Source organism: Symbiopectobacterium purcellii (genome assembly GCF_019797845.1).
GTDB classification, from domain to species: Bacteria; Pseudomonadota; Gammaproteobacteria; order Enterobacterales; family Enterobacteriaceae; genus Symbiopectobacterium; species Symbiopectobacterium purcellii.
The window spans coordinates 4,025,772-4,052,746 of sequence record NZ_CP081864.1; the positions used below are offsets into that span (position 1 = coordinate 4,025,772).

General features: G+C 55.1%; 27 protein-coding genes and 1 pseudogene. 14 read left to right on the forward strand and 14 right to left on the reverse strand.

Annotated features, from left to right (window positions below):
• Positions 1–93 precede the first annotated feature (93 nt).
• Entirely contained in the window at positions 94–825 is a 732-nt protein-coding gene (locus K6K13_RS18665; protein WP_222158322.1) for an FCD domain-containing protein, read from the reverse strand.
• 323 nt (positions 826–1,148) lie between these two features.
• Here K6K13_RS18665 and K6K13_RS18670 point away from each other — a divergent pair, with 323 nt between their 5' ends.
• The 7 genes and pseudogenes from K6K13_RS18670 to K6K13_RS18700 all read left to right on the forward strand — a co-directional run bounded on the left by K6K13_RS18670 (position 1,149) and on the right by K6K13_RS18700 (position 7,414).
• Positions 1,149–2,345, forward strand: coding sequence for an alpha/beta hydrolase (locus tag K6K13_RS18670; protein ID WP_434064619.1), 1,197 nt, complete (start codon positions 1,149–1,151; stop codon positions 2,343–2,345).
• A 97-nt stretch (positions 2,346–2,442) separates the two neighbouring features.
• Positions 2,443–3,649, forward strand: a pseudogene (locus K6K13_RS18675) (SpoIIE family protein phosphatase).
• 22 nt (positions 3,650–3,671) lie between these two features.
• Positions 3,672–4,280 (forward strand): SiaB family protein kinase, encoded by a 609-nt coding sequence (locus K6K13_RS18680; RefSeq protein WP_222158324.1) that lies wholly within the window; start codon positions 3,672–3,674, stop codon positions 4,278–4,280.
• Position 4,281: 1 nt separating this feature from the next.
• Entirely contained in the window at positions 4,282–4,701 is a 420-nt protein-coding gene (locus tag K6K13_RS18685) for a DUF1987 domain-containing protein (RefSeq protein WP_222158325.1), read from the forward strand.
• Positions 4,702–4,703: 2 nt separating this feature from the next.
• Positions 4,704–5,411 (forward strand): GGDEF domain-containing protein, encoded by a 708-nt coding sequence (locus tag K6K13_RS18690; protein WP_222158326.1) that lies wholly within the window; start codon positions 4,704–4,706, stop codon positions 5,409–5,411.
• 139 nt (positions 5,412–5,550) lie between these two features.
• Complete coding sequence (gene yghX, locus K6K13_RS18695; RefSeq protein WP_222158327.1) at positions 5,551–6,438, forward strand: YghX family hydrolase; 888 nt, start codon at positions 5,551–5,553, stop codon at positions 6,436–6,438.
• Between the two features lie 19 nt (positions 6,439–6,457).
• Positions 6,458–7,414 carry a LysR family transcriptional regulator gene (locus K6K13_RS18700; RefSeq protein WP_222158328.1) on the forward strand — a complete coding sequence of 319 codons (957 nt, stop codon included), beginning with the start codon at positions 6,458–6,460 and terminating at the stop codon, positions 7,412–7,414.
• Here K6K13_RS18700 and K6K13_RS18705 read toward each other — a convergent pair.
• Together K6K13_RS18705 and K6K13_RS18710 are read right to left on the reverse strand one after the other, a co-directional pair.
• Complete coding sequence (locus tag K6K13_RS18705; RefSeq protein ID WP_222158329.1) at positions 7,343–8,068, reverse strand: sulfite exporter TauE/SafE family protein; 726 nt, start codon at positions 8,066–8,068, stop codon at positions 7,343–7,345. The two genes, K6K13_RS18700 and K6K13_RS18705, sit on opposite strands and share 72 nt — an antisense overlap.
• A 153-nt stretch (positions 8,069–8,221) precedes the next feature.
• Positions 8,222–8,560 (reverse strand): zinc ribbon domain-containing protein YjdM, encoded by a 339-nt coding sequence (locus K6K13_RS18710; RefSeq protein ID WP_222158330.1) that lies wholly within the window; start codon positions 8,558–8,560, stop codon positions 8,222–8,224.
• Positions 8,561–9,034: 474 nt separating this feature from the next.
• On the opposite strand from K6K13_RS18710, the gene K6K13_RS18715 reads away from it, so the two are divergent.
• Genes K6K13_RS18715 through K6K13_RS18730 form a run of 4 tightly spaced genes read left to right on the forward strand, consistent with a single transcriptional unit; the run spans position 9,035 to position 12,950 of the window.
• The gene (locus K6K13_RS18715) at positions 9,035–10,474 is read left to right on the forward strand and encodes a circularly permuted type 2 ATP-grasp protein (RefSeq protein ID WP_222158331.1); all 1,440 of its coding nucleotides are present in this window, start codon (positions 9,035–9,037) and stop codon (positions 10,472–10,474) included.
• Positions 10,468–11,397: an alpha-E domain-containing protein gene (locus K6K13_RS18720; protein WP_222158332.1), complete on the forward strand. Its 930-nt coding sequence runs from the start codon at positions 10,468–10,470 to the stop codon at positions 11,395–11,397. Before K6K13_RS18715 ends, K6K13_RS18720 begins: the two co-directional genes overlap by 7 nt.
• A complete protein-coding gene (locus K6K13_RS18725) occupies positions 11,394–12,203 on the forward strand; it encodes a transglutaminase family protein (RefSeq protein WP_222158333.1) in 810 nt (269 codons plus the stop codon). Before K6K13_RS18720 ends, K6K13_RS18725 begins: the two co-directional genes overlap by 4 nt.
• 18 nt (positions 12,204–12,221) lie before the next feature.
• A complete protein-coding gene (locus K6K13_RS18730) occupies positions 12,222–12,950 on the forward strand; it encodes a proteasome-type protease (protein ID WP_222158334.1) in 729 nt (242 codons plus the stop codon).
• Here the strand turns inward: K6K13_RS18730 and K6K13_RS18735 are convergent.
• The 5 genes from K6K13_RS18735 to K6K13_RS18755 form a co-directional block, all read right to left on the reverse strand.
• Positions 12,947–15,031 (reverse strand): heavy metal translocating P-type ATPase, encoded by a 2,085-nt coding sequence (locus tag K6K13_RS18735; protein ID WP_222161172.1) that lies wholly within the window; start codon positions 15,029–15,031, stop codon positions 12,947–12,949. The two genes, K6K13_RS18730 and K6K13_RS18735, sit on opposite strands and share 4 nt — an antisense overlap.
• The gene (locus tag K6K13_RS18740) at positions 15,031–15,348 is read right to left on the reverse strand and encodes a DivIVA domain-containing protein (RefSeq protein ID WP_222158335.1); all 318 of its coding nucleotides are present in this window, start codon (positions 15,346–15,348) and stop codon (positions 15,031–15,033) included. The genes K6K13_RS18735 and K6K13_RS18740 overlap by 1 nt, the downstream gene beginning before the upstream one ends.
• Positions 15,345–15,677: a magnetosome protein MamC family protein gene (locus tag K6K13_RS18745; protein ID WP_222158336.1), complete on the reverse strand. Its 333-nt coding sequence runs from the start codon at positions 15,675–15,677 to the stop codon at positions 15,345–15,347. Before K6K13_RS18745 ends, K6K13_RS18740 begins: the two co-directional genes overlap by 4 nt.
• Positions 15,661–16,206 carry a hypothetical protein gene (locus K6K13_RS18750; RefSeq protein WP_252120343.1) on the reverse strand — a complete coding sequence of 182 codons (546 nt, stop codon included), beginning with the start codon at positions 16,204–16,206 and terminating at the stop codon, positions 15,661–15,663. The genes K6K13_RS18745 and K6K13_RS18750 overlap by 17 nt, the downstream gene beginning before the upstream one ends.
• 88 nt (positions 16,207–16,294) lie before the next feature.
• Positions 16,295–16,615, reverse strand: coding sequence for an HMA2 domain-containing protein (locus K6K13_RS18755; protein WP_222158337.1), 321 nt, complete (start codon positions 16,613–16,615; stop codon positions 16,295–16,297).
• A gap of 305 nt (positions 16,616–16,920) precedes the next feature.
• On the opposite strand from K6K13_RS18755, the gene K6K13_RS18760 reads away from it, so the two are divergent.
• Both K6K13_RS18760 and K6K13_RS18765 read left to right on the forward strand, forming a co-directional pair.
• The gene (locus K6K13_RS18760; protein ID WP_222158338.1) at positions 16,921–17,286 is read left to right on the forward strand and encodes an HMA2 domain-containing protein; all 366 of its coding nucleotides are present in this window, start codon (positions 16,921–16,923) and stop codon (positions 17,284–17,286) included.
• Positions 17,287–17,650: 364 nt separating this feature from the next.
• Positions 17,651–18,277, forward strand: a complete 627-nt coding sequence (locus K6K13_RS18765) for a LysE family translocator (RefSeq protein WP_222158339.1) — start codon at positions 17,651–17,653, stop codon at positions 18,275–18,277.
• Between the two features lie 68 nt (positions 18,278–18,345).
• Here the strand turns inward: K6K13_RS18765 and dhaM are convergent, their stop codons facing one another.
• The 4 genes from dhaM to K6K13_RS18785 form a co-directional block, all read right to left on the reverse strand.
• A complete protein-coding gene (gene dhaM / locus K6K13_RS18770; RefSeq protein ID WP_222158340.1) occupies positions 18,346–19,788 on the reverse strand; it encodes a dihydroxyacetone kinase phosphoryl donor subunit DhaM in 1,443 nt (480 codons plus the stop codon).
• Between the two features lie 35 nt (positions 19,789–19,823).
• The gene (gene dhaL / locus K6K13_RS18775) at positions 19,824–20,450 is read right to left on the reverse strand and encodes a dihydroxyacetone kinase subunit DhaL (RefSeq protein WP_222161173.1); all 627 of its coding nucleotides are present in this window, start codon (positions 20,448–20,450) and stop codon (positions 19,824–19,826) included.
• A gap of 97 nt (positions 20,451–20,547) precedes the next feature.
• Positions 20,548–21,612 (reverse strand): dihydroxyacetone kinase subunit DhaK, encoded by a 1,065-nt coding sequence (dhaK, locus tag K6K13_RS18780; RefSeq protein WP_222158341.1) that lies wholly within the window; start codon positions 21,610–21,612, stop codon positions 20,548–20,550.
• Positions 21,613–21,684: 72 nt separating this feature from the next.
• Positions 21,685–22,404 (reverse strand): MIP/aquaporin family protein, encoded by a 720-nt coding sequence (locus K6K13_RS18785; protein WP_222158342.1) that lies wholly within the window; start codon positions 22,402–22,404, stop codon positions 21,685–21,687.
• Between the two features lie 390 nt (positions 22,405–22,794).
• Here K6K13_RS18785 and dhaR point away from each other — a divergent pair, with 390 nt between their 5' ends.
• Positions 22,795–24,777 (forward strand): dihydroxyacetone kinase operon transcriptional regulator DhaR, encoded by a 1,983-nt coding sequence (dhaR, locus tag K6K13_RS18790; protein WP_222158343.1) that lies wholly within the window; start codon positions 22,795–22,797, stop codon positions 24,775–24,777.
• Here dhaR and K6K13_RS18795 read toward each other — a convergent pair.
• Positions 24,762–25,028, reverse strand: a complete 267-nt coding sequence (locus tag K6K13_RS18795) for an acyl carrier protein (RefSeq protein ID WP_252120344.1) — start codon at positions 25,026–25,028, stop codon at positions 24,762–24,764. The genes dhaR and K6K13_RS18795 overlap by 16 nt on opposite strands.
• A 4-nt stretch (positions 25,029–25,032) precedes the next feature.
• Positions 25,033–26,940, reverse strand: a complete 1,908-nt coding sequence (locus tag K6K13_RS18800; protein WP_222158344.1) for a hypothetical protein — start codon at positions 26,938–26,940, stop codon at positions 25,033–25,035.
• Between the last annotated feature and the right edge of the window lie 35 nt (positions 26,941–26,975).

The window sequence follows — 26,975 nt, forward strand, 5'->3', positions numbered from 1 at the left end:
TGTCCTCGGCATCGGTCGGGGACAACGGACAGAAAAGGTGCGTGTAACCTGCAAGATAACGGAACTCTCTTGCAGGAAGCGCGGGAGCCCTGATTACGTTTCCTGCGGCGCAGGCACCGATTCAAACAGATAACCGTCGAACGCAGGATCGTCGACATCCGAAATTTCCAGCAGCTTGTGCTTCACATTTTCCAGATGCTGCCACATCTCCTGACGCGCCAGCTTGGCATCACGCCGGGTCACCGCGCGCAGAATACGCTGGTGATCGTCCAACCACTGGCGCTGGTAGCTGAAATCTACCGTGTGCGAATGTAAGCCACGCCACATGGAGCTGCGTTTACGCGCCTGCCACACTTCATAAACCATATTGGCCAGCACGCTGTTTTGCGTCGATTGCGCCAGCAGACAGTGAAACAGCTCGTCCGCACTCTCGTCTACGCTGCCGTTATCCAGCGCCTGACGCTCCTGATCGATAGCCTGCTTCATCTTGAGAATATCGGTCTTGGTCGCCTGCATCGCCGCAAACGCAGCCACTTCACTCTCGAGCAGTTGACGCGCCTGCATCAGCTCAAACGGACCATAACCGCTGTCTGTATTGCGGTTCTGATCTTCGGTCGGAATCTGAATCACATACACGCCGGAGCCTTTACGCACCTCAATCAGTTTCTCTAGCTCCAGCATGATCAACGCTTCACGCACCACACTGCGGCTGACGGAAAAACTCTCTGCGATATCACGTTCGGGAGGAAGACGGTCACCCACCTGATATTTGCCGGCCAGAATGTCTGTCCGAATCTTGTTACCAATGTCTTGATATAATCGCATCTTATTGTTTTTCCTTCACAAACAACGATGGCGCAAAATTGGCCTGACCAAAGAATAAAAAATACGCAAATCTGGTGCAAGTATAACATGAAGCTGTCACATAAATTGCCACCGGGTGCGCATTTTAACAAACCGTATCTACCGGAGCGCAGAGCACGCCAAGTTAGCTGACCGCTTACCACGGCGGTTGACCACTGTTGCAGCCACAGCAAATCCGTTGCTGAAAAATCCGCCATTCTCTATTATCCGTTCGGTACGCTTCTGCGCTTATCTCACCGGACAACCATTTTCACCGAATAACAATGGATTCATCGATGGCATTGATGCGCTCTGCCCGTTTATCTCGCTCGCGCTACTGGCGCAGCCTGTATATGTTGATACTACTGGCGTTTTTGAGCGCCTGTAGTCGCACGCCTGCGTCTATTACGCCGCTAGGCCAGCCGACGTTTGCCCGCTATCAGCAGGAAACTACGCGCTGGGTTGAGCAGCACCGGCGTTTTCAAACGCTGGATAAGGCGTTAGAATTAACCTGGAATACCCCGTCGGAAACCCTACCGACAGGCGTCGCGCGCAAAGGCATATTGCTGGTGCACGGTTTGGGAGACTCCCCCGGTTCATTTACCGATATTATTCCCGCACTGACACAACGGGGCTTTCTGGTGCGCACTGTGCTGCTCCCCGGCCATGGCACACAACCCGCTGACTTGATGCCGGTGTCGGTGGAAGACTGGCGGCGCGTGGTGGCTGAGCAGGCCGCCTTGCTGCACCAAGAGGTGGGCGAAGTCTATCTGGGCGGCTTTTCGACGGGCGGCAATCTGGTGTTGGAATACGCGTTGCAGCATCCGGACATTCAGGGGCTGGTATTGTTTTCTCCCGCCATACGCTCTGATGAACCGCTCGATTTTCTGGCTCCGCTGCTGGCCTCCGTGACCGACTGGCTGCGCCCGCCGCGACCGGGGCAGCCGCAGCAGATTGCTACGCGTTACCTGCGCGTCCCCACTAACGGTTTCGCACAATTTTATTACTCCAGCGCCAACGTGCGCCACCTGCTGGCAAAAAATCCCTATGACAAGCCGGTGCTGATGGTGCTGGCGCAGCACGATTCGGTGCTCGACACCGCCGCTATGCTGGCACAGTTTGACAAGGCGTTCCCTAACCCAGCCAGTCGCGTCATCTGGTACGGCAATCCCCCGGCACAGCCGGTATCCGAGCGGGTGCTGGTACGTGCCGATCGCCTGCCTGAATGGCGCATCAGCCAGTTTTCCCATATGTCGGTGTTGTTTTCTCCCGATAACCCACTCTATGGGCGAACAGGGAGTTTACGTCTCTGTTCTAACGGCCCGGCCACGCCCACCGCCAACGACTGCAAGAAAAGGGAGGACGTGTGGTATTCCGACTGGAGCTACCAGGAGCCAGGAAAAACGCATATCCGTTTAACCTTTAACCCCTATTTCGACTGGCAAAATCAGATCATGGCCAGTGTATTGAACAGCGAAGGTGCCATTACCGCAGCACCGTGATCGTGACAAGAAGAATCGGCGTCACAATAGCGTCATTAATACCGGGTAAAGTGTGGGGGGAATACGGTTTCCCCCACACTGGACTGATAGTGACCCAATGGACGCCACACCTGAGTTATCGCTGAACAGACCCTACCGAGGCGCCCCCACGGCCGCCGACCTATGCATTGCTACACCGGAAGCCAGTCCCGAAACGGATAACGCCACGGTCTTGCAACTTTTCAATAAATACAAAGAATTGGTGAGATTGCCGGTGGTAGAAAAAGGCCGGCCATTCGGGCTTATCAACCGCCATATTTTTTTGTCGCAAATGTCGCGCCCGTTTTATCGCGAGCTGTATGACAAAAAAAGCTGCATCGCATTTATGGACAAAAACCCACTGATTGTCGATGCCAACGCCTCATTGAATACCGTGGCCGACCAAACGGTTATTTCAGGAGATAAATCGCTTACCGATGGTTTCATCATCACCCGCGAGGGCAGCTATCTGGGTATTGGGTTAGGCATCGATCTGATCAAAGCGGTATCGGACATGCATCTGCAACAACATCAGCAGGTGATGCAAAGTATCGAGTACGCCAGCATCATCCAGCAGGCGATGATGTCCGCCTCTTCGCAAACCATGTCTGCCACGCTGAGCGACTGGTGTCTGGCATGGCAGCCGCGCGACTGTGTGGGTGGCGATTGTTATGCGTTTAAAACCACGGCTGATGGCTGGCTGGCGGTGGTGATCGATTGTACCGGTCACGGCGTCCCCGGCGCATTTATGACGCTGATTTTTGCCTCGGCGCTGGAGCACGCGCTGGTGACCTGCCCTCCCGACGATCCGGCGCAGTTGCTGCAAATTATCAACCGTTACATTAAAAATACGCTGGGACAGCAGCTCAAATGATGGCTGCGATATCATCGCCGTACACATGAACACGGCCACGCGCGGCCTAACCTGGGCCAGCGCGCGCATGGCGGCCTTTATGCTGGCACAGGATGATAGCGAGGTACGCCCTCTAGCCGCCGATCGTATCGGCGTTGGCTACACCGATACCCCCTACGACTATGTCTGGACTAACCATCGGTTAATCCTGGCAGAACAAGACCTTTTTTTCACCACCACGGATGGATTAACCGATCAGGTTGGTGGTGAGCGGCGCATCATGTTTGGCAAACGTCGGCTTCAGGCTGCATTACTGCGCCACCGCGCGTTGCCGATGCCCACACTGGCCCAACAATTACAACAAGAGCATCAACGCTACCAAGGTCAGCAGCCCCGACGGGACGACCTGACCTTTTGGGGCTTTAGACAGTGATTACAACCAGGCGACCTTGACCATGGCTATTCAACACCACGGCACCTCACCTTCCGCCTTTCCCGGCAATGCGCCAGGAGAGTACGCATCCCCACAGGGCGCGCTGTTTCACACTGGCGTGACACGCGATATCTCGCTCTACTATATCGGCTACTTTTCACAAAGCATCATTAGCTCACTGGCGGAAACGCTACGCCTTCAACTGGAAAAAACCGAGGTGCCCACTCCGGTACGGCGCAAATTGTTCTCCAGCTTTATTGAAATGGGCCAAAACATCACCCGTTACTCCGCATTGCCGTTAACCACGCCCAACCAGCAGCAGGAAGCGCGACAGGGCTCCGTCTGCCTTGGGTGGGAAGATGGAAAGTATTTCCTGTGGAGCACCAACCCGGTACATCCAGAGGATATGGAGAAACTGCGGGTGCGGCTGGAACCGCTGCGGGCCATGACGGCAGACGAAATTAAAGTGGCCTACAAAGCGTCGCTGCGTCAGGAAGCCCCCGCCTGGAGCAAAGGTGCGGATATCGGGCTGCTAACCGTGGCGCGAGACGCCAGCGAACCGTTGCAATTCACTTTTCAATCCGATGAATCAACGGGGTTATCCACGTTTTATCTGAAGGCGATCATCTGAAATGATAAATATAACTCGCATCGATAATGTTCATCTCGCCGGGACAGCATCCACCCCCAGCGTTGATTTTTATTTCGACACACATCGGTTATCCCTTTCCGGCGAATCTTACCCAGAGAACGCCGCCGCGTTTTACCGGCCGCTGATCGAGAAGGTGGAAGCCTATCTTGCCGAGCTATCGCACCGCGATGACGCGTCCGCAACCGAAATCGAAGTGCATATTTCACTGAGCTATTTCAACAGTTCCAGCACCAAGATGCTGTTCAGCCTGCTCAATATCCTGCACCTGGCGGCGCAGGACGCGTTCACCATCGCTCTGCACTGGTATCACGATTGTGAAGATGATATCGCGCAAGAATTTGGCGAAGAGTTGCATATCGACTTCCCCGCGTTGGATTTTCACAGCCATATCATGGAGTAATCATGAGCACCTTTGAGCTGTTCACCCCGGAATATGACATCCTGCTCGCTGCGCGCAACGTGGCGGCTCAGCCTGACCGCCCCGCGGAAGTGTACCGGGATAGCCTGCTGGCACTGACCGAGCACTATCAGCGTCTGGTGCGTGAATCCCACCGGCTAATCTCACGCAGCGATCGGGCGGAGCGCGAATTGACGCGCTTAAACCATCAGCTCCATCAGTTGGCCGATGAACTGGCTTACAAAGCAACACACGACCCGCTCACGGACGTCTACAACCGTGGTGCCATTATCGACATCATCAGTACGGTGCTCACCCAACGCCAGGCGTCGCTGATTGTGTTGGATATCGACCACTTCAAGCGGGTGAACGACAACTTTGGTCACCCCACTGGCGATGCGGTGATCTGCGATTTGATTACCCGCGTGCGTCATGCGTTGGGCGGTGTCGGCAGCATTGGGCGCGTGGGTGGGGAAGAGTTCACGATTTTGCTGGATAACGTTGCCCTGCAACAAGCCGTCCTGTATGCACAGCGCATCCATGCCGACCTGAACCGTTCAAACCTGGCCGCGCTGCCCGCGTATCCGGTGACAGCCAGTTTTGGCGTCAGTTGGGCCCCGGCAACTACGGGATTTGATACGCTGTACAACGCCGCCGATGCCGCGCTATATGAAGCCAAACAGCAAGGACGTAATCGTGTAATGTTTCGCTGAGTCGGTGCCTGCGTTCTCCAACGTAAAAAAAGGTAAAAATGGCGAGAAACGCCAGAGCGCATTAGCGCGGCGTTGAGTCACTTTTGCTACAGTGATGAGAGCCCGTGTTGGATGGGTTGCCAAAGGAGAGCGTATCACCATGCCACGTCTTACTGCACAAGATTTCCAACCTGAACTGCTCGAACTGTATGACTACTACGCGCATGGGAAACTCACTAAACGAGAGTTTCTGGAACGCGCGGGTAAATATGCAGTGGGCGGCCTGACCGCCATGACCCTGCTGTCGCTACTTAGCCCCAACTATGCCCTGGCACAACAGGTCGAGTTCACGGACCCGGATATCCTCCCTGAATACATCACCTATCCGTCACCCAATGGGCACGGCAGCGTGCGCGGTTATCTGGTGAAACCCGCCAACCTGACCGGCCCAGTGCCTGCGGTGGTGGTGGTACACGAAAATCGCGGCCTCAATCCCTATATCGAAGACGTTGCACGACGGCTGGCAAAAGCCGGTTTTATCGCGCTGGCCCCTGACGGGCTAAGCAGCGTCGGCGGTTATCCCGGCAATGACGAAAAAGGGCGGGAACTGCAACAGAAGGTCGATCCCACTAAACTAATGAACGACTTTTTCGCCGCTATCGAATTTATGCTCAAGCACCCGGACAGCACCGGTAAAGTAGGCATCACCGGATTCTGCTACGGCGACGGCGTCGCCAATGCGGCGGCAGTGGCCTACCCGGAACTGGCTGCCGCGGTGCCTTTCTATGGCCGCCAGCCTAAACCGGAAGACGTTGAGCGTATCAAGGCGCCGCTGCTGATCCATTACGCCGAACGCGATGAGCGTATTAACGAAGGGTGGCTCACCTACGAAAACGCGCTGATTGCCGGAAAAAAGGTGTATCAGGCGCACATTTACCCCAACACCAACCACGGCTTTCACAATGACTCCACCCCGCGCTATGACAAAGCGGCCGCCGATCTGGCGTGGGAACGCACCCTGGCCTGGTTCCGGCGCTATCTGGTCTAGCCTATGCTCAGGATAAACCATGCGCTTTGATTTCACCGATTTGCGCCTGTTTCTTCATGTGCAGCAGGCGGGCAGTATCACCGCAGGCGCCGCCCGCTCGCACCTGACGCTTCAGGCCGCCAGCGAACGCATTCGCGGCATGGAGGAGGCACTTGGCGTGGCGCTGCTAACCCGCGTCAGTAACGGCGTGACGCTTACCGAAGCGGGTTTCGCGCTGGCGCGTCATGCCAATATGCTATTGCAGCAGCGCGAACATATGCAAAGTGAGTTGCAGCAGTTTGGCAACGGGTTGCGTGGGCATATCGCCCTGCACTGCAATGCATCTGCGTTAAGCCTGCACCTCCCGTCGCGCTTGAGTGACTATCTGCTCGCCCACCCGCGTATTTCCCTTAGCGTCAGCGAAAAACCCAGCCACGACATTGTGGATGCGATTAAAAACCAGCGCGCGGAAGTGGGTATCATTGCCGATTCAGTTCCGTTACAGGGGCTGGAAACGCGTGAATTTGGTCCGGATTCGCTGGTGGTGGCAGCGGCGGTCACGTCACCGTGGGCGAGCTCGACCGCGCTGGCGTTTGAAGCCCTGCTGGATGCGGAATTTGTCGGTTTGAACACGGGCAGCGCGTTGCAGGAGCATATCGACCACCATGCGCGCCAGCGCGGCAAGCGTCTTAACTACCGCGTACGCTTGAATGATTTCCCGGCGTTAATCGGGTTAGTCCAGCAGGGTATCGGCATCGGGATTGTACCCGAAAAAGCCCTGGCACACGCGGATATGCAACAGGTGCGCGCCATTCCACTCAGCGACGCATGGGCGCAGCGCCGCTTAGTGCTGTGCGCACGCCAGTTCAGCGCACTGCCAGGCTACCTTCAGGAATTTGTCGAACAGATAAGCGACAGACAGGCATCAGCCCCCGACGCCGAGCACCATGGTTCCCCCCAGCGCGATCAATCCGAGAAAGAAGCAGCGGCGAAATAGCGTTTCACCAATGCATTTGCGCAGGCGTTGACCCAGCACCATGCCGAACAGCGCCGGAACCAGCGCCAGCAGTGACAACGACAGATTTAATGCAGGCAGACCGCCGCCCTGCGCCAACGACAGTGCCAGCCCGAGCGTTGAAACCGTAAACGCCAGCCCGAGCGCCTGCACCAGGTCATCTTTCTTTAATGCCAGACATTGCAAATAGGGCACCGCCGGTATCACAAACACGCCCGTCGCCGCCGTAATCATTCCGGTGAGGTAGCCCATGACCGGAGAAAGCCAGATTTCATGACGACCGGGTGCTGGCAGGCGGCGCGCAATCAGTCCCCAGACGCCATAAACCACCAGCATTCCCCCGAGGAAAACCGGAGCCCATGGCGACGCCTCTGCCAAGGTAGGTACTCCACTCCACAGCGTCCCTATCAGTATCGCGACCAGAAAGCTGCCAAGACGCCGTGCCAGCAATAAAAATGCCGGGCCAGCAAGCAGTTGCCACAAGTTGGTAACGAAAGAAGGGATTAGCAGCAGCGCGGCAGCGCTTGTCGGCGGCATGGTTAGCGCCAGAAGGCCCATCGCGACCGTCGGCAAACCGAGGCCAACAATGCCTTTAATCATACCCGCTAACAAAAACACGAAGAGTATCGTCACCATCCCTTATCCTTATTTGCCACTGATTCCGAGGGGTAACACGAAAATACGCATAGCCCGGCAAAAGCGCGATAGGGAATTTATTGAGGGAGACTCAGGGAGAGCTTGCAGGGGAAGCGCTCACGCCGCAGCAAACGCGGCGCGTAGCGAAAAAACTCAGCTTTTCTTCACAAACTCGGATTTCAGCTTCATCGGGCCAAAACCATCAATTTTACAATCGATGTTATGGTCGCCCTCGACCAGACGAATACCTTTCACTTTGGTACCAATTTTCAACGAGGAAGAGCTGCCCTTCACTTTCAGGTCCTTGATAACCGTCACGCTGTCACCATCGGCCAACAGGTTGCCATTGGCATCACGTACGACCAACCCGTCGTCATCAGCGGTTTCTGCATTCATGGACCACTCGTGGCCGCACTCAGGACAATTGAGCTGTTCATCGGCCTGCCAGGTAAAGGCAGAGTCGCATTTTGGACAATTTGGTAAGGTTGACACGGCATGACTCCTGAAAATTCAATAAAAAGGTAAAATAAACAACAAAATCATAAGCAAGCATGATGCACTGTCACTATTTTACGCTATTTCTCTCACAGCGTACAGCCAAAGGCCCTGCAACCCCATGGCGCAGCCCTGCACAGCAATAAAGCAATGCGCACCACATTGACACAAAATCACCGCCGTTTAACGCACTGCCGTCTGGCACAAACGCGCTCTGGTTGTGCATTCCTGACCCAATAGCGTGCAAAACGCCGCAACTGCACTATTCCCGTCAGACTTCACGTTGCAGATACGTTGGCTGCACGCGTTCACCCGAATCACTGACTTGAGTAAGCTTATCAGGATTCTCTCCCTTGCCGACTTCCTGCAATTCGCCTTATTAAAGGGATCTCGAAAATAAGATTGCGTTATTTGGCATTTTTTATGCATGGCAACCATTATCTTCTTATTGCGTAATGCCCGGAGATGCCAATGATAAAAATAACACTTCCTAGTGGACCTTATTACGATGAAATGCTCACGGCAGAGGGACGGCAGCGGCAGCATTACGATCCATGGTGGCGCTGGCTGCAACGCACGGATCAGCAATCGGTACGGCAGAAGAAGGAGCAGGCAGAACTGCTGTTTCATCGGGTGGGGATCACCTTCAACGTCTACGGCGACGATGAGGGTACTGAACGGTTAATCCCGTTTGACAGTGTGCCGCGCATTATACCAGCGGCAGAGTGGCGCAAACTGGACAGCGGCATTCGTCAACGCGTCAAAGCGCTGAATGCCTTTCTGCATGATATCTATCACGATCAGCATATCCTTAAAGCGGGCATTATCCCCGCCGAACAGGTGCTGGCAAACGAGCAATTCCAACCCTGCATGCAGGGCATCACCCTGCCCAATCAGATTTATGCCCATATCACCGGCATTGATATGGTACGTAACAGTGACGGCGAGTATTACGTTCTGGAGGACAACCTGCGCACGCCCTCCGGCGTCTCTTACATGCTGGCAAACCGCAAGATGATGATGCGCCTCTATCCAGATATGTTTGCACAGCAACATATTGCTCCGGTAGAGCGCTACCCCAGTTACCTGCTGCAAACCCTGCGCGAAAGCTCACCGGTGGACGATCCCTGCGTGGTGGTAATGACGCCGGGACGTTTCAACAGTGCTTACTTCGAACACAGCTTTTTAGCCCAGCAAATGGGGGTAGAGCTGGTTGAAAGCGCTGACCTGTTTATCAAGGAAGGGGCGGTTTACATGCGTACCACCGAAGGGCCGCGAAAGGTGGATGTTATCTATCGCCGCATTGATGACGCCTTTCTCGATCCCTTGGCATTCCGCGCTGATTCCATGCTCGGCGTGCCGGGTCTGCTGTCGGTGTATCGCGCGGGCGGCGTGGTGCTTGCCAATGCCATCGGCACCGGTGTAGCCGATGATAAATCCATCTACCCTTACGTACCGGAAATGATCCGTTTCTATCTGAGCGAAGAACCGCTATTGAACAACATCCCGACCTGGCAGTGCCGTAAGCCAGAGGATTTGCGCTTCGTGTTGGATAATCTGGATCAGATGGTGGTGAAGGAAGTCCACGGTGCAGGCGGTTACGGCATGTTGGTAGGACCGCGCGCCAGCCGCGCCGAAATAGAGGAATTTCGCCAACGTTTGTTGGCCAATCCGGCGAACTACATCGGGCAGGAGACGCTGGCGCTCTCCACCTGCCCGACGTTTGTAGAGCAAGGACTGGCCCCACGCCATATCGATCTGCGTCCCTTTGTGCTCTACGGTCAGGAAATCCGCCTGGTGCCGGGTGGATTAACGCGAGTGGCACTCACCGAAGGGTCGCTGGTGGTGAACTCGTCACAAGGGGGCGGTACCAAGGACACCTGGGTAATGGAGGATGACGAATCATGCTAAGCCGCACAGCCAGTGAACTGTTTTGGATGGCGCGTTATCTGGAGCGGGCGGAAAGCTTTGCTCGCGTGCTCGATGTCACCTACAAGCTGTCGATGGTGCCGCGCCACAGTCAGCAAAAGCGCGATCTGGCGCTGCCGCTCAATCTCTCGTTGACCCATGATCTGTTTCAGGCGCGTTATCCGCAGTTTTCCATGGCGAACCTGATCAACTTTTTTGCCCTCGACAGCGATAACCCCAGCAGTATCTACAGTTGCGTCGAGATGGCCTGGAACAACGCCCACGCGGTGCGCGGCAGCCTCTCCGCCGAGGTGTGGGAGTGCATCAACACCACGCGCATTCAGTTGCGCACGCTGCGGCAAAAAGGGGTGGAAGAAGTTGGGATCGACGCCTTCTTTGACTGGGTAAAAGATCGCGCCCATCTGTTTCGTGGCGCGGTGTTCGGCACCTTGCTGCGCAACGACGCGCTGTGCTTTATCCGTATCGGCACACTGATCGAGCGGGCGTTCGCCACCACACAACTGCTGCTGCTCAAAGATCAGCAGTTGAATAACGACACCGATCCGGTGCGTGAATACTATCGGCTGGATACGCTGCTGCGCGCGGTCAGCGCACGCGAAGCCTATAACAGCATCTATCGCCAGCCGGTCACGCGCGATACGGTGGCTGAATTATTGATCCTGCGTAACGACGTGCCGCGCTCGCTGCGCGCCTGCATCGAAGACGTTGTCGGTCAGTTGGAGCAGATCGCGAACACCCGCTCTCACTTGCCACTGCGTCTGGCACACCAGCTGAATGTCGATCTACGCTTCAGTACGCGGGAAGATTTGGCGCAATCGGATATGCAGGTGTATCTCACCGGGCTGCTGGCCCGGATCAACGCGCTGGCTGACAGCGTGCGACAAACCTATCTGGAGACGGTATGAAACTGACCATTAATCATCTCACGCGCTATCGCTATGATGAACAAGTGAAATTCAGCACCCAGTATCTGCGTTTGACGCCGCGTGACTCCGCTCGCCAGCGCGTGGCCTCATGGTCACTGACGCTGTCTGATGGCTCTGCGGTCGCCACCACCGACACCTGGGGCAACGTGCTGCATGTGCTGACCTTGGATCATCCGCATCAGGAAATCGTCATTCACGCTCAGGGTGTGGTAGACATTGCCGATAACGATGATAGTGAGCCAGAGGATGAGCTGCTATCACCGTTAGTGTTCCTGCGCAACACGCCGCTGACGCAGGCAGATGCTCCGATTCGCGCGTTCGCCCTGCGCTACTACCGGCCGGAAGCGGCGGAAGAGAGCCTGAATGCGTTGATGGCAGCACTGTTGGTCAGCATGCCTTACACGCCGGGGGCAACACAGGTGCAAGATAGCGCGGCGCAGGCCTTTACACGTGGGCAGGGAGTCTGTCAGGATCACACCCATGTGTTTCTGGCCTGCTGTCGCAGCCTGCACCTGCCGGCGCGCTACGTCAGCGGTTATGTTCACAGCCCGGATTCACGCCATGTGGCGATGCATGCCTGGGCGGAAGTGTGGCTGAATGGACGCTGGCTGAGTTTTGATATCACGAACAACTCGCGCAGCCTGACGCAGCATTTGCGCCTGGCAACCGGGTTGGACTATCTGGATGCCTGTCCGATTCGCGGCAGTCGGCTGGGTGGTGGCAGCGAAATGCTGTTTTCTGAAGCTGAAGTGCGGCGCTTTTCACAACAGGCGCAGCAGCAATAACCATGAGATGATCGGATTATGACTTACTGTGTGGCCATGTGCCTGTCGGACGGGCTGGTGTTTGCCTCGGATTCCCGCACCAATGCCGGGGTGGATCATATTGCAACGTTTAAGAAATTGCATGTGATTCACCGTGACAAGGATCGGGTACTGGTGCTTCAGTCCGCCGGGAATTTGGCCACCACACAAAGTATTGTCAGCCTGCTGGAAACGCGCATGCGCAGTGACAGCGAGCCAAACCTGTTGCAGGTTTCAACCCTGTATGACGCCGCAACGCTGGTCGGTGCCACCCTACGCGAAGTTATCGATCGTGACAGTCGTATGCAACAGCATGCCAGTACCACCAATTTTGGCTGCAACCTGCTGCTAGGCGGACAAATCGCCGGAGAAGCCCCCCGACTGTTCCATATCTATCCCGAAGGCAATTTTATCGAGGCAACGCGCGACACGCCCTACTTCCAGATTGGCGAAAGCAAATACGGCAAACCGATCATTGACCGGGTATTGACCCGTGAGACCACGCTTGAGCAGGCGATGTGCTGTGCGCTGATCTCGATTGATTCCACGCTGCGTAGCAACCTGTCCGTCGGGCTGCCGCTGGATGTGATGATCTACCGGGCTGACAGCTTCGATGACAGCGGTCAGCGCCGTGTTACCGAGGATGACCCCTACTTTGCCACCATTCGCAAAGCCTGGTCGGAAGGATTACAGAACACGTTCCGTCAATTGCCGCCGTTTTCGCTCTAGCTAGTCACACTCGCTCGCCGCGCCGCCAGCGCTCGCAGCAAGACGGCAAGGGTTGTCCCATTGTGCAGCAGTGCGCTGCCGCCCGGAGAAAGCCCGCCCAACGCCGCCGTCAGCATGATGCCGCTGTTGACCCATTCGGTCAGGGCGATATTGCTGTGCACCAGCGTCATCGCTTCCAGCGCCAGTTCACGCGCCAGCACCACACCATGCAGGTTGTCTTGCATCAGCACCGCATCCGCCGCCTGCTGCGCCAGTTCAGTACTCTGGTTCATGGCCAACCCGACATCCGCCTGCGCCAGCACCGGGGCATCATTTACCCCATCGCCGATAAACAGCACATTGCGGCCCTGCTGTTGCAGCGCCTGAACCACATCCACCTTGCTCTCAGGCGTGCATTCGGCCACACATTCGTCCATCGCTAAGGCGTTGGCCAGTTGCTGCGCCTTTTCAATCCGATCGCCGGTCAACAATACAATACGGTCGATCCCCGACCGGCGCAGTTGTGCAATCACCTCATGTGCTTCCGCCCGTACGTTGTCCTGCAAGCCAATCATGCCAACCAACCGTTCATCGAGGCTGATGAACAGCAAATGGCACCCCTGCTGAGCCAAGGCGGTAATCTCGGCCTCATACGGTGAGAACACCACCTGATAGTGCGCTTCCAGAAAATGGCGGCTGCCAATCGCCATGCGGTGGCCATCCAGTTCACACAGCAGACCGTGCGCAATCACATACTCCACTTCACCGTGGTTAATGTGGGGCAACGCATGGTGGTGCGCCGACGCGACCACGGCTTTCGCCAAGGGATGGTTGCTGTGTTCTTCAACAGAGGCGGCGATCGCCAACAGGCGCTCCGCCCAGGCCCGCTCCGGATCGAAGCTGACCACTTCCGTCACCTGCATATCACCGTGCGTCAAGGTGCCCGTTTTATCGAACACGACCGTATCGACCGCGGCGAGTTGTTCGATCGCCCGTCCGCCTTTCAGCAATAAGCCACTTTGCGCCGCACGGTACATAATGGATTTAAACGCGATCGGCGTGCTTAGCTTCAGCGCACAGGCATAATCCACCAAAAACACGGATGCCAGACGACGCCAGTCTCGGGTCAGAGCAAACACCGCTCCCCCCACGCCGAGTGTGATCGCCACACGCCGGTCGGCCATCGACTGTGTCACTTTTTGCGTTTCGCTTTGCTGGCTTAAAGACTCACTGATAAAGCGGCGAATATTGGCAATCGAGGAATCTTCCCCCACACGATCGGCCTGTACCGCAATATTGCCTTCCTGCACCTGCGTGCCCGCATACAGCCAGGCCCCTTTCTCCCGGCGTACCGGTACGCTTTCTCCGGTCATGGAGGCCTGATTAATCAGGCCGACACCGCGCAATACTTTTCCGTCCGCCGGAATGGTGTCTCCAGGGCCAAGTAACATCACATCGCCAACCGTCAGTGCAGACGACAGCATTTGACGACGCTCGCCCGCGCGCTCGCCCCACACGTTGTGTTCCTGCGGTCGTAACAGGCTGGCCAGCAACGCATCGGAATGACGACTGGTCTCCTGCTCCATGTACTCACCCAGCGTCAGCATCGCGGTGCGGTTATCACCACGCAGCACGGAAAGCCCAACCGCCAGTGCATCGAGCACCTCAACGTTCAGTTCTCGCCGTGTCAACGAGGCTACGCCTTCAGACAGCGTTTCCCCGGTCAGCAGCAGCGTCGGCAGCGCCGCCCAGCGTCGAGGCAGGCACTGCGCTAACAACAAGCCCCCCGCGTTGAGCAGATTATCGCCACCGCAATACTCCGGTTCATGTTCGCTCTCGCTGCGCTGCTGCCAGTCAATGTCAGCCACGTGCGTCAACAGCGTGGATTCGTCGGTCTGATCCGGATGGTACTCAATCACCACCGAGCCAATCGCTGGGCGCAGGCGTACCCTTGTGACGCCCAGTAACGCCAACAGTTGGTGGCGCAGCCAGTTCGCTGCGTCAGGGAAACGCACCAGCAACGTCATGCTCAGTCGCAAACGCCCGGGCAAGCGATGCTTGACGCGAATCCCCGGTGCGAGAGTGGCCTCCCGTTCAGGCATCACGACGCATCATTCTCCTGCTGACGGTAGTAATCCAGCTCGGCCTGGAGATCCGCCAGCCGCTCTTTTAACTCTTCCACCTCACCGCGCACGGTGCCCCAGGCTTTTTTCGCCGTGGTGGCGACCCCTTGTTGCACCTGTGGGTTAGTCAGCAAATAGGCAATGGCAGCGCCGGCCACGACGCCGGTGACAAAATGGGTTTTACTGTTGGCCTGACGATAAGGGGCCGGAGGCGTGGCAGGCGGGTAACTGGCATAGGCAACCTGTCCGTTCGGCAACCGATAAGCGTAAACATAAGGCATGTTGGGAGGGGTCATTCCTGCACTCCTTCTTGGGTTTGGTCCTGTAACGACTCACGCCGCTGCATCGCATCCAGCACATAAAGGCTGGCAATGCCGGCGCTTGCCAATGTCAACCAGGTCAGCAATGGCCGCCCCGCGCTGGCGCTGGCCACGGCCATTACCGTACCGCTTACCACGCCCGCTTTGGCAGCATCACTGGCCACCTTGACGGCGCTTTCATTCAGCGTGGTTTCACCGCGCTGGTAACGCCGCCATTGTTCGATACAAGAGGAGGTGGTGCCCACCAGCGCGCCAGCCACCACCGCACGGCTGATGGGGCTTAGCGCGTCACGGTTGTTGCTCATTCGACGTCTCCTCAGGCGCGGGAGCCGTCGTGCGCTGGCGCTCTACCGAGGCCTGAAACTCCGCCTTACCCGCCTTCACCGTGTCGCGAAAAATGGTGCTGCCCGCCGCCACACTCTCTTTCACACTTTCGGCACCGCTGGCGACCGAGGATTTGACTTTATCACCGCCGGTTTTTAACAGATCGCCCGCGCTTGCCAGCGTCTGTGTCAGCGTCTGTGTCAGCGTCTGGCGCACGCTGTCATTGGTCAGCAGCAGCGTGACAGCCGCGCCGATCATCGCACCTTTCCAAAATTCTTTATCATCCGCGCCGATGGTGCTGATCAGACTTTTCAACAGCCCGGCTTGCTCTCCCATCACATTCTCAACCACACCTTGCGCCTGCGCGCTCCAGTCCATGCCCGGTGCGGCATGATGACCGTGGTGATGTGCAGCTTGCGGCACCGCATTTCCGGGGAACGGATACCCTGGCAGCGGATAGCCGGGCGGGGGTGGAAAAGCCCCTTGCGCAGCGGGATCGCCTTGTGGCACGTAATAGGGCTAGCCATAAGGTGGGAAATAGGGAGCCTGATTCACAGGATTATTATCATTACTCATAACGACCCTCTCTTGACTTGGTTTACTGGGAGAGCACGGCCTGAATTTGCGTCAGCGCCTGTTGTGCTGCCTGATCATCGTGACCAAACAGATGCGTAAGCAGCGTGGGAGAAAGTGTGCTGGCACAATATTCCAGCACCACGCTACCGGTTGCGGCATTAATGCTGCACGCTTTCAGACACCCCTCGGGGTGACACAGCGATTGCAGCTCAGCCAACCGGCTTTGGCTGAGTGCGGAGACCAAACGATTGGTAAAACTGAGGCGAATGCGCCCCGGAATATGGTGCGCTACCGTGACAAAACGGCGTAACGCCATCAAACTCTGCAAATCATCTGTCGCCATAACGGTGACTACAGCCTCCCTTTGCCTACCAACATCAATGCCGCATCAACCTCATGCGACATCAACCCATACCGCGCGCACAACACCAGACAACCAGATTGCTCCGGCCCCGACGTCAGGAATGTAAATATTTTGCGCGAAGACAACGTCACAATAACGTAACGTTAGGAGAACCACTTAAGATTTATGCGGTTAATTGCAGGTTGTTTGTTTTTTATCAATTCGTGCTATAAACAGAGGTGATAGACACTCTCACTACGATAATGTAAATTGTTATCATTCTAATCTCTACGAGTCGCGGCAACATGTCTCCCTATTTGCATCAAACGCAGAATCGCATTCGAATTCGCTCCGAATATATTCAGCGCAACCCGGAACGCGTGACCGAGACGATTGCGCAACTGCGCCACATCGCGGGCGTGCAGGAGATCACACATCGGCATTATGCGGGATCTGTCGCGATTTGTTTTGACAGCAAGATCCTGTCTGGTGATACGCTACTGGCACACATTGAACCGGCTGGGTGGCTTTCCGTTGCCAGAAACCAAACCTACATCGACAGATCGCTGCACCGCTACACCCGTTCACTGGCGAAAGGACTGGCGCTGATGACGCTGGACATGGCGATCAAAGGTCCACTGGTTAAACGACTGGTCACTCTCGTGCGTTAACCGCTGCCAGCATAAATACGCGTTGAGCACCGCGCGCTATATGTGAGAATATAGCGCGCGGTGCCGCATTTGTACCCGCTATACCCTAAATAATTTGAGTTGCAGGACACAACGTTTACGTTTTGAACAGCGCTTGCGCTGGCCGGCTCATTTATGCGTCTCGTAACGCGGCAAGCGAATCAATCCCGATGAGCTTACTCAAGTAATTGATTCGGGTGACAAATCTGCTGGGAGCCGATTTGAACGCTGCTTGCAGCGACCTCGTAAGAGGTGAGGCCCGGTGATGGGCCGAATAATGGGCGTAGCCAACGCACCTGCAACGTGAAGTATGACGGGTATATATACGCATTCGGTTGGAGAAAACATGGAGCTACACCTTTGGCTCGCCTTTGTCGGCGTGATTACCGTTTTAATTGCCATTCCCGGTCCGTCCGCGTTGATCAGCATGACGCACGGTTTGCGCTATGGTCGTGGGCGAGCTGCCGCTACCGTACTGGGCGGCGTGACCGCAGCGCTGGTGCTGATGTCACTCTCAGCGTTGGGATTGGGAGCCGTATTAGCCGCGTCAACAACCGCGTTTATGATCCTGAAAATCGTTGGTGCGCTCTATCTGATTTGGCTTGGCATTGCCTCATGGCGTTCAGCCGCCGCCGCCCATGCGCCTGAACAGGTGCACATGGATGCGTCACCCACACGCGTTGCGCTGTTTCGTAAAGGTTTTTTAGTCTGCATCAGCAACCCGAAGGATCTGCTGTTTTTTGCCGCACTGTTTCCCAACTTTATCAGCACCACAGAACCCCATGCGCTCCAGTTTGCCATTCTGGCACTGACCTGGGTGCTGTTTGATTTCAGCATCATGTTTTTCTATGCCAGCACCGGACGCCATCTGTCCGGCGTATTCAGCAATCCGCGCCGCATGGCGTTGCTTAATCGCGCGACTGGCGGCGTGTTTGTGCTGGCAGGATCGGCGTTGGCAATCTCCAGCCGATAATAAAACCGCTGATTTTCGGCCGTTGCTATCCCGCGTCCAATGGGATAGCAATGTCGGACCATCCGGCTTCAGGCGTGATGAATCTCCCCGCTGTCATCATTGAACGTGATCGTTTCCCCATGACGTAACGCCCGCGTATGGCCCAGCTTATCGATAAACACCGGAATACCCAGCGCCGTCGCCAGAATGGCAGCATGCGCATTTCTGCCGCAGTCGGTGAAGTAAACGCCTTTAATCCAGGCGGGATCCAACTGCACCGCCTCGGAAGGCAACAATATATTGGCGACGATCGCCATCGGAGAGTGGCAGGGCGTAACCACGCTGTCTGGCTGATGGCTCAAATGCCGCAACACCCGAAGACCGACGTCATAGATATCGATATAGCGTTCACGCAGGTAGGTATCTTCAATCGCCTGATACACCTGTGCTAACGCACCAATCACCGCCAGCCACAGCGCATCAACCTGCACCGCGGCTTGCCCCATTCGCTCGGCGACCGCATCGTACAGCTCGTCATCCTCCAGCATCATACGCTGCGCCATAAAAATTCCGGCTTCTTTATCAGAAAGGCGCTGCACGGTAAACGTATAGAGCTCATCCAGGTCTTGCACGGCAGCCTCAATCGCCTGTGCCAGTTGAGCGAGCTCAGCCTGCGCGCCTTGACTGGCGCGCGGCGTCACAGTGGGCAATGCCCGTTCTACCCGACACACGGTGGCCGTCACCAATTCACCCACAGGATGTCTCTGGGGGCGAGCCAACGCCGCATCTTTCGTTTCTAAACGATCGCCAAAATTATCGTGCGCCAGCAAGGTAAAGGCATCAATCGCCTGTTGCGCCTGCGCTCCGCTCGCGCGCAGCGTGACCTCATCACCGCGTTTAATTGCCAATAGTGCGATATTGTTGACGCTTTTTCCGTTCACCGTCTGTGCACCTTTCACCAGTTGCACATCGGCATTGTAGCGGTTAAGGCAGGTGGCGATGGCCGACGCCGGACGCGCGTGAATACCGGCAGGGTTAGCCACACGCCAGGAAAAAGTGAGTGCTGACGGAGAGGCTTCCTCCGTCAAAGCAACGGGGAAGATGGCCGCCGTGAGCCTATCATCTTGACTCAATTGATGATATTTCGCCGCCAGAGCCTGATGCGCTTCGGCAATCACCTGACGGATATCACCACCGGACGCGGCCACAACGGCCGCCGCGATCGTGCCTTCCACCAGCGGCGCGGCGCATACGTGCACACGAGTCGCATAGGCCTCACCCAGCAGTTCCAACGCCAGATCGGTGCTCAAAATCGCACTTCCCATGTCGACCATCACCAGCACATCCCCCTCTTCCTGCACCTCCTGTATTGCCGTCATCACGGCAATCGGATCGGTGCCAATCGGGTTATCGGGATCGTCAATGCCAGCCGCCACCGCAAATTTTACGCTGCCGTGCGTCATCTGCGCTGCCAGTTCCACCACCCCTTCCGCCAGGCGCTTACTGTGAGAAACCACCACGATATTGACCATTTTCTACAGCCTTACCCAATCGGGTCGCCAGGGCATCACAAATCCACGACATCGCAGAGCGTTTTAAACAGCAGGTAGCTGGATGTCGCCCCAGGATCCTGATGTCCAATAGCGCGCTCGCCAAGATAGCTGGCACGACCTTTTGCCGCACGCAGTGGGATGGTGCTTTTCATGCCCTGCTCCGCCGCTTTCAGCGTTTCCGCCAGCGCCGAGGAAAGCGGATCGTCTTGCCGGGCTTTTAGCGATGCGACAATCGCGCTCAGCGTATCCACCATGGTTTTATCGCCGGGATGTGCCATGCCGCGCGCGATAATGCGTTCCGTCCCTTCCTGATACATATGGTAGAGATCCGTTACCGTCAGTTCTTCTTTTGCCATGACGGTCTCGGCCGCTTTGATAAAGAAGGTGCCATACAGGGGTCCGCTGGCGCCACCAATGGTAGAAAGCAGCACCATGCCCGTGTTCTTCATGATGGTGCCGATATCTTTATCCGCCAGCGTTGGCAGCTTCTCTTTGACCTTGCGAAAGCCACGATTCATGTTCAACCCGTGATCCGCATCGCCGATTTCACGATCCAAATCGGTGAGAAATTCTTGTTTTTTTTCAAATACATCGGCCGCAGCATCCAGCCAGGAGATCACTTTACTTTTGGTTACCACCATCATCGCACCTCAGTTTTCATCGCATCAGCGCCCGATGCAGACTCTTCCTGCATCTGCGCGCGATCTGCCGCCAACGGCGGCAGCTTGTCTGACGTCACTACATTTTCCATCTTAACGCCGGTGTACTGACCGGGAAATCCCACAGCGAGAGCATTTCATCATCCGCTTTCAGCACCGTGATGGATACACCCTGCATATCAATCGCACTGCAATAGGTGCCGACCAGATTACGGGCAATATTGATGTGCTTCGCTGCCAGAATCTCCGCTACTTTGCGATACACCCCGTACAGCTCAGAGGCTGGCGTCGCGCCCAACCCGTTAACCAGCACAATCACATTGTCGCCCGCATTGAGCGGCGTCGTGGTGCGGGTATCATCAAACCATTCGCCCTTTTCCCGATCCCATTGACGCAGCGTTCTCACATAAGGGGTGTTATCAAGGATTTCATCCAACATGGCGCTGACAATGGTGTCACCATCGGTGTACTTTTCCCGACGGATACCCAGCTCACCGTGAATACCAATACCGAATTCGATTTCATCTTCCGGTAACGAAAAACTGGGCTTACCGGCTGCGGGCACCGTGCACGAAGAGAGCGCGACGCCAATAGAACGGCCCTGATCGGCAATACGCGTCGCCAACGCTGAGCATTGCTCCAGGCTATATCCCTCTTCTGCCGCTGCCCCCAGCAGCTTCTCTGCCAGCACAGTGGTGGCAACCCCACGACGACCCGCCGTGTATAAGCTGTCTTTCACCGCGACATCATCGTCAATGACGGCCACCTGTACGGCAATGCATTCACCGTGCAACAGTTCTGCGGCGGTCTCAAAGTTAAGAATATCCCCGGTGTAGTTTTTGATCAGCAGCAATACGCCATTTTCGTTATTGACCTTCTGCACACACTCATACATTTGATCGGGCGTAGGCGAGGTAAAGATATGGCCGGGGCATGCACCATCCAGCATGCCAAAACCAACGAAACCAGCATGCATTGGTTTATGCCCAGAGCCCCCGCCGGAGATCAGCGCCACTTTGGGCTTGTCCGATCGTCGGCAAACATAGAAAGGCTCGGTATTCACCGTCAATTCGGGGTGGGCGAGTGCGAAACCTTCAAGCTGTTCTCTGATAACATCATCGACTTTGTTGATGAGCTTTTTCATAACCCTTCCTCTTGATGCCCGCCCTCTCACTGGAGAAAGGACGATTTCCATGGGTGAGCGGCGTACCGCCCGTTAGGCAAAAACCGGTAAAAACTTGTAGCACAGCGCGCCGATACCACCACCGATCAACGGACCGACAATCGGCACCCAGGCGTATTCCCAATCGGAATGACCTTTATTTTTGATGGGCAACAAGGCATGCGCAATTCTTGGCCCTAAATCACGCGCCGGGTTGATGGCATAACCCGTGGGGCCGCCTAACGACAAGCCGATGCTATACACCAGAATCCCCACTGCAAACGGACCAAAACCGGACGCTATCCCGTTATGCGAATTAAAAATCCCCAGTACGCCAAAGACTAAAACAGCCGTACCGATAATTTCTGTGACCAGGTTCCACCTAAAGTCACGCACCGCAGGCCCGGTAGAAAACGTCGCCAGTATTAGTCCGGCATCTTCAGTCACGTCGTAGTGCCGTTTGTAAGTAAGATAGACCAGAATCGAACCGAGAAATGCGCCGATGCATTGAGCAACGACATAGGCCAGCGCCATTGCGCCCGAGATACTGCCGTACAACCACATGCCAAAAGTGACGGCTGGGTTCAGATGCGCTCCGCTCACCCAGCCTGTGATATAGACGGCGATGGCAACTGCAAATCCCCACCCGGCGGTAATGACGATCCAACCGCTATTGCTCCCTTTGGTCCGTGCTAACACCACGTTGGCTACTACACCGTTGCCAAGCAGTATCAGCACCATGGTGCCAATCAATTCTGCAAGAAAAACGTTCATCGCTGTCTCCTTCGTTTTCGGTTGAGGGGTTACCCACATGACGGAACGAACACGATGAGAGTAGGAAGCCGAATTCATGCTGTAAAAAATATTTTTTTTCAATTCAGGAACATCCTTACGCCGCAAAAAGCCCCAAAATGAAACATCAATAACGCCGGACGCCCTGTTTTTTGATACCCGTCAAACTGTGACAAAAGTTGTGCCGCACCTCACACTTCGTAGAAGCGATCAATAAACATATTTAAATTCAACAAATTAAATAAAACCACTCGATTTCTGATAGCACTACGCACGGTTGGCGATGCACATCACAGATTCGACATAATATTTCCAAAATGGAACATAAATGCGTTACCTATTTCCTAAAGTGGCGCGATAAAGGAGCAACCGGTGAAACAGGCTGAATTGAAAACCCTCTGGCACGATTTCATCACGCCGGACCCAATACCGTATCCCGATGCCGCCAGCATGGAACACCTCGCGCTAAAGCCCTATGTCACTGAATCTTGGCTGCGTTGCCGGCGACAACAGCGTCACGACCATTGGTCAACGCCGCTCTACGCCAAAGGCATTACCTTTAAGTCCCTGTGCCGTAACCGTGCCGATATGATCAATATTGCAGCGCCGATACTGGAGGATATCTTTGCCTATCTCACTACTGCGGAATGCGCCTTGCTACTGACCGACGAAACCGGGTGTACGTTGAGTTTCCACGCCTCCCCAGCCATGAGCCAACGGCTGATGACACTGGGCATTGGTGAAGGCATTTACTGGCGTGAAAGCATGATGGGCAATAATGCCGTCACGACGGCACTGCTGTTACACGAGCCGGTCAGCTTGCAAGGCTATGAGCATTTCAATCAGCATTTACATCAATTTGCCTGCTTTGCTACGCCGATTTTCGACAGTGACAGCGCAGTGATGGGTGCGGTTGGGCTGATTCTGCTGAACGACAGCGACACGGTTTCCGCCCTGGCGCTAGTGCATTCTACGGCGCAACAAATCAGCGCAAAATTGCACACGGATATGATTTTGGCTGAATCCAACCAACATTTGAGTGAAGTGCACGCCCTGTTGGATGGCGTAGAAGAAGGTGTTCTCGCCTGGGCTCATAAAGGCACCATCCTCTATCTGAACAAAAATGGCAGCGACCTGCTCAATGTTAAGGGCGAGAAGCTGTTAGGAAAAAACATTCAGGATACGCTGGCCTTACCGCAACGGATTGCCCATGCTGTCGCGGAAAACCGGGATGTTTACCTGTTCGAAACCGCCGTCGAGTTTCAAGGTGCGTTTATCGCACTGGCGATGTCGCTTAAAATAGTGAAAGGCGTTGCCAACACCCCCGACCGTTACATCGCCCTGTTGCACCCTATCGATCATATTCGTGAACTGGTGCATCGCCATGGCGGAGCGTATGCCCGCCTGACATTTGACGATCTTGACTACGTTGGCACCTCCAGCGCTATCCGGCGTGTGGTTCGCCTTGCACAGCAGGCGGCAAAGGGACGCGGTTCAGTCCTGCTGCATGGTGAAGAGGGGCTTGGTAAGGCCTATCTGGCACAGGCGATTCATAACGCCAGCGAGCGTCGGGAGAAGCCCTTTATTACCATCAACTGCCAGGCAATACCGCGCGAGGCCATGGCAAGCGAATTTCTTGGCAACAACGCGCATACCGATAAACCGGTCATTTCCAAATTCGAGTTGGCAAAAGGCGGCACACTGCTGTTAGAGAATGTCGAATACCTGACACAAGAAGTACAAACCGCGCTGTTACAACTGCTGAAAACCGGGTTGCTCAACAAAGCCAACCAGACGTTGGTACCACTGGATGTCAGGCTGATCACCACCACGGATGTGGACATCAATCAGTTTGTTGAGGAAAACCGCTTTCGTCGTCACCTGCTGTATGAGTTGCAATCGTTCGACATTCACGTGCCGGCCCTGCGGGAGCGTAGCGAAGATATCCCTGCATTGATCAAACGCTACCTGAAGATCATGAGCCGCGAGATGGGGGAAAATGTGACGCTTTCTGAAGATGCGCAGCAGCTGCTTATGCGCTATGCCTGGCCAGGAAATAACCGCGAACTGCGCAATGTGCTCGAACGTGCCTATAGCTATAGCAGCGGAAACCGAATTAAAGTCAAAGACATTCCAGCACCATTGAGTGAAAACATTCTCGAGGCCTCTTCCAGAGAAGCGAGCTTCCATCCGCATTCGTTACAAGAGATGGAACGGGATGCGCTCATTCAGGCAGCGATTCACTGCCGAGGCAAAGCCTCACAAATGGCTTCATCGTTAAAAATTGGCCGCACATCCCTGTGGCGTAAACTCAAGCAATTTAATATCCATCTTGCCGATTACAAAGTGGGTTGACCCCTTTCGGGACAAGACCCACCAACGAAGCGTTTAACAATATCGAGTACCGTCAGCGTTGCGTCTATCTGCGCTGACGGGATCGTCACCCCGAAGGTCTCAAGCTGCATCAGTAAATCGACCATCTCGACCGAGTCCAGGCCTAACGTGACGATGACGCTATCATGCAACCCAATGTGCTCAATCGGGATACCGCTCACCTGATGAATCAATGCTTTCACCTGGCGCTCATTATCGCTCCCGCTTTTCACGCCATTATCCTCGTGACACCTGTGAAGACAGGGTGCGCCTCACGCCAGGCGTGGTGGTCAAGACTCGAGAATTGCGTTTTTCGCTGTATTTCTCTACCAACTTCTGAGCATTGCGGCTCAGTTGGTAAAAATCCTGGTGCGATTTCATTTTAAGAAACGCCTCGTTGATATAGACCTGCTGCATATCACTGCGTTCCTCAGTGCCAACTTCCGCGAGGAATGCTCTATCCAGGAAGTGATCCAACGTTTTGGTGTATACCCCCTCCTCGCGCAGGACCAGTTTATTAATGCTCTCCTGTTCCTGTTCATTGTCTTGCACTTCATCACTCAGCCAGCGCTTCAGCAATGCCAGATCCACATTGTTGATACCGGATGAGGAACCGCCTACTGAAGAGGCGGTATCCGAACGGCCCGCTTCTCCGATCGCAGAAGCATCATCATTTGCCGCAGGCCCCTTTTCAGCCACCACGGCGGAGAGATCGGCCCCAGCGGTACGGTACGCCTCCAATGAGGCCAGGGGGCTAATATTCTGTGTGGGCGACAGCGTGCCAATCTGGAAATTATCCAGAGGCGATCGCGCGCGCGACATCGGCGATATATCAGAATTAGCAGAACTCACGGAACTGCTGGTGGAAGCATGCCGCTTTACCTGAACGCGGGGTTCCTGTCGGTGCTGAGCCACTGGCGCGCTGGGCTGCATGCTATCCGTTTCTATAACAAGAGGCTCTGTTACTGTGGTCAGATTTCCATTAGGCAACGTTGAATACGCGGGTAAATCTTGCATACTGATGCCGTTTAGTCGTCTAAGCAGTGGGTAGCGGTTGAAAAAATGCTCTGGAGTCTCGCGCCTTTCCCCCATTGCGGCGATCAACCCCTTCAATAATGTAAAGCGTTGATCTTGATCGAGCTTATCTGAAGCCAAGAGCTTTTCGGTCATAGAACTCCAGGGATCAGGTGGCGTCGTTGGGGTATTCCCCCCGTACGCTGTCGCCTTGCTGCCATAAACGGTAATGTTTCCTGGGGAAGAGGATGACTGTGGTGAGTAATTTCCGTTCACGGTGCCCGTTGAGTCTGACGTTCCCACTGCCTTTTCTGTGGTACTTGGCTTTGCCACGCCAGTGGGCGTCTGACGTCGAAGCGCTAATGGAATCGACGCCACGGCATCAAACATTTTCATATAGCCATAGCGGATAATAGCCCCGCGAATATCCGAGTGATCCTTAATAGCGGATTTTGCCTCTTTGGTGACGCCCATCATCTCGTCATCAAGCACGTTGAGGTACATGCGAATATTGCTATCGAAAATCTGTTCGATATTCGAGCGCGCCCAGTCATGATCGGTAATTTTATGGTATTCACACCACGCATTGATCGATTGATTGAGCATATGCGCAGTGAGGTCTGTAACGATATCCTTACTGTAGGTTTCAAGCAGCGGCGCGGCTTCAACCCAAAATTGTTTATCATCGTTGGTAACGTTTTGTAAATGTTTATTCAGGCTAATGTCAGTGTTGAACTCCTTATCCTCGTTTGTTATTTCAGAACAAAAAAGATCGCAAAGTTTTTGATAACATGCTTTCTCGGAGGAGGTAAAATTACTTTCCTTTGTGGAAAGCATGCCCAATACACTTTTGAATAGCTCACGGTCTTCGACGGTGGTGTTGGTATTACGCACCGCTTCGGGTAGCGCAGATTGTGACTGCGTGTGAATGAGTCCGTAGACACACCCAACTTTGTCCGGTGCACGAATGAAATTTTTTACGGCCAGCGAAAGTCCTTCGTTGGTGCAGCCAACCATATTATCAGTAATTGTCTCTGCCTTGGGTAGATCACGGTTCATTCGATTATAAATATCAGCCTGAATGTACCGACCAAAACCCGGGCTCACATTTCCAGATGCCCCAACTGTCATAAAGCCTCCACAATAATCAGTAATTAACTAACTTT

Coding starts and splice junctions, on each gene's coding strand:
- K6K13_RS18665 (WP_222158322.1), bottom strand. CDS start 825: ATGCGATTATATCAAGACATTGGTAACAAGATTCGGACAGACATTCTG.
- K6K13_RS18670 (WP_434064619.1), top strand. CDS start 1,149: ATGCGCTCTGCCCGTTTATCTCGCTCGCGCTACTGGCGCAGCCTGTAT.
- K6K13_RS18680 (WP_222158324.1), top strand. CDS start 3,672: ATGGCTATTCAACACCACGGCACCTCACCTTCCGCCTTTCCCGGCAAT.
- K6K13_RS18685 (WP_222158325.1), top strand. CDS start 4,282: ATGATAAATATAACTCGCATCGATAATGTTCATCTCGCCGGGACAGCA.
- K6K13_RS18690 (WP_222158326.1), top strand. CDS start 4,704: ATGAGCACCTTTGAGCTGTTCACCCCGGAATATGACATCCTGCTCGCT.
- yghX (WP_222158327.1), top strand. CDS start 5,551: ATGCCACGTCTTACTGCACAAGATTTCCAACCTGAACTGCTCGAACTG.
- K6K13_RS18700 (WP_222158328.1), top strand. CDS start 6,458: ATGCGCTTTGATTTCACCGATTTGCGCCTGTTTCTTCATGTGCAGCAG.
- K6K13_RS18705 (WP_222158329.1), bottom strand. CDS start 8,068: ATGGTGACGATACTCTTCGTGTTTTTGTTAGCGGGTATGATTAAAGGC.
- K6K13_RS18715 (WP_222158331.1), top strand. CDS start 9,035: ATGATAAAAATAACACTTCCTAGTGGACCTTATTACGATGAAATGCTC.
- K6K13_RS18720 (WP_222158332.1), top strand. CDS start 10,468: ATGCTAAGCCGCACAGCCAGTGAACTGTTTTGGATGGCGCGTTATCTG.
- K6K13_RS18725 (WP_222158333.1), top strand. CDS start 11,394: ATGAAACTGACCATTAATCATCTCACGCGCTATCGCTATGATGAACAA.
- K6K13_RS18730 (WP_222158334.1), top strand. CDS start 12,222: ATGACTTACTGTGTGGCCATGTGCCTGTCGGACGGGCTGGTGTTTGCC.
- K6K13_RS18735 (WP_222161172.1), bottom strand. CDS start 15,031: ATGCCTGAACGGGAGGCCACTCTCGCACCGGGGATTCGCGTCAAGCAT.
- K6K13_RS18740 (WP_222158335.1), bottom strand. CDS start 15,348: ATGACCCCTCCCAACATGCCTTATGTTTACGCTTATCGGTTGCCGAAC.
- K6K13_RS18745 (WP_222158336.1), bottom strand. CDS start 15,677: ATGAGCAACAACCGTGACGCGCTAAGCCCCATCAGCCGTGCGGTGGTG.
- K6K13_RS18755 (WP_222158337.1), bottom strand. CDS start 16,615: ATGGCGACAGATGATTTGCAGAGTTTGATGGCGTTACGCCGTTTTGTC.
- K6K13_RS18760 (WP_222158338.1), top strand. CDS start 16,921: ATGTCTCCCTATTTGCATCAAACGCAGAATCGCATTCGAATTCGCTCC.
- K6K13_RS18765 (WP_222158339.1), top strand. CDS start 17,651: ATGGAGCTACACCTTTGGCTCGCCTTTGTCGGCGTGATTACCGTTTTA.
- dhaM (WP_222158340.1), bottom strand. CDS start 19,788: ATGGTCAATATCGTGGTGGTTTCTCACAGTAAGCGCCTGGCGGAAGGG.
- dhaL (WP_222161173.1), bottom strand. CDS start 20,450: ATGGTGGTAACCAAAAGTAAAGTGATCTCCTGGCTGGATGCTGCGGCC.
- dhaK (WP_222158341.1), bottom strand. CDS start 21,612: ATGAAAAAGCTCATCAACAAAGTCGATGATGTTATCAGAGAACAGCTT.
- K6K13_RS18785 (WP_222158342.1), bottom strand. CDS start 22,404: ATGAACGTTTTTCTTGCAGAATTGATTGGCACCATGGTGCTGATACTG.
- K6K13_RS18800 (WP_222158344.1), bottom strand. CDS start 26,940: ATGACAGTTGGGGCATCTGGAAATGTGAGCCCGGGTTTTGGTCGGTAC.